The sequence below is a fragment of the Companilactobacillus sp. RD055328 genome, from assembly GCF_022835675.1.
Classification (GTDB): Bacteria; Bacillota; Bacilli; order Lactobacillales; family Lactobacillaceae; genus BQUT01.
Genome location: NZ_BQUT01000006.1, coordinates 1 through 1,781, shown reverse-complemented (window position 1 = coordinate 1,781; position 1,781 = coordinate 1). Strand labels below are relative to the sequence as shown.

Sequence of the window (1,781 nt, the reverse complement as noted above, 5' to 3'; positions counted from 1 at the left end):
GAGAGTAGACCTCTCAAAACTAAACAAAGTTTTAACATATTATGTAGATTCCGTTTATACCATATTGGTATTTATCCTTAGAAAGGAGGTGATCCAGCCGCAGGTTCTCCTACGGCTACCTTGTTACGACTTCACCCTAATTATCTGTCCCACCTTAGACGGCTAGCTCCCTAAAAGGGTTACCCCACCGGCTTTGGGTGTTACAAACTCTCATGGTGTGACGGGCGGTGTGTACAAGGCCCGGGAACGTATTCACCGCGGCATTCTGATCCGCGATTACTAGCGATTCCAGCTTCATGTAGTCGAGTTGCAGACTACAATCCGAACTGAGACCGGTTTTAAGAGATTTGCTTGTCCTCGCGAACTCGCTGCTCGTTGTACCGGCCATTGTAGCACGTGTGTAGCCCAGGTCATAAGGGGCATGATGATTTGACGTCGTCCCCACCTTCCTCCGGTTTGTCACCGGCAGTCTCACCAGAGTGCCCAACTTAATGCTGGCAACTGATAATAAGGGTTGCGCTCGTTGCGGGACTTAACCCAACATCTCACGACACGAGCTGACGACAACCATGCACCACCTGTCATTCTGTCCCCGAAGGGAACCTTCTATCTCTAGAAATGTCAGAAGATGTCAAGACCTGGTAAGGTTCTTCGCGTTGCTTCGAATTAAACCACATGCTCCACCGCTTGTGCGGGCCCCCGTCAATTCCTTTGAGTTTCAACCTTGCGGTCGTACTCCCCAGGCGGAGTGCTTAATGCGTTAGCTCCAGCACTTAGGGGCGGAAACCCCCAAACACTTAGCACTCATCGTTTACGGTATGGACTACCAGGGTATCTAATCCTGTTTGCTACCCATACTTTCGAGCCTCAGCGTCAGTAACAGACCAGAGAGCCGCCTTCGCCACTGGTGTTCTTCCATATATCTACGCATTCCACCGCTACACATGGAGTTCCACTCTCCTCTTCTGCACTCAAGTTAACCAGTTTCCGATGCACTTCCTCGGTTGAGCCGAGGGCTTTCACATCAGACTTAATAAACCGCCTGCACTCGCTTTACGCCCAATAAATCCGGATAACGCTTGCCACCTACGTATTACCGCGGCTGCTGGCACGTAGTTAGCCGTGGCTTTCTGGTTGGATACCGTCACTACCTGATCAGTTACTATCAGATACATTCTTCTCCAACAACAGAGTTTTACGATCCGAAAACCTTCTTCACTCACGCGGCGTTGCTCCATCAGACTTTCGTCCATTGTGGAAGATTCCCTACTGCTGCCTCCCGTAGGAGTCTGGGCCGTGTCTCAGTCCCAGTGTGGCCGATCAACCTCTCAGTTCGGCTACGTATCATCGTCTTGGTGAGCCGTTACCTCACCAACTAACTAATACGCCGCAGGTCCATCCAAAAGTGATAGCCGAAACCATCTTTCAAACATCCATCATGCGATGGTTGTTGTTATGCGGTATTAGCACCTGTTTCCAGATGTTATCCCCCTCTTTTGGGTAGGTTACCTACGTGTTACTCACCCGTCCGCCGCTCGATAAAATGTTTTATCCTTCCAGTGCAAGCACCTTCAGTCAAAAACGATATCTCGCTCGACTTGCATGTATTAGGCACGCCGCCAGCGTTCATCCTGAGCCAGGATCAAACTCTCATATTAAGTTTGTGACTCTTATTGTTATTACTAGCGAATTGACTTCGCAATTTTGTTTTACTTCCGCTTAAAGCAGAAGCCCTACACAATATTGCATGTTAAAACTTTGTTCAGTTTTCAAAGGTCTAC

The 1,781-nt window shown here is 49.0% G+C and carries 1 rRNA gene; it reads right to left on the bottom strand.

Features of this window, described 5'->3' with window-relative positions:
• Window positions 1–81: 81 nt before the first annotated feature.
• Window positions 82–1,658, bottom strand: a 16S ribosomal RNA gene (locus tag RD055328_RS07240).
• Between the last annotated feature and the right edge of the window lie 123 nt (window positions 1,659–1,781).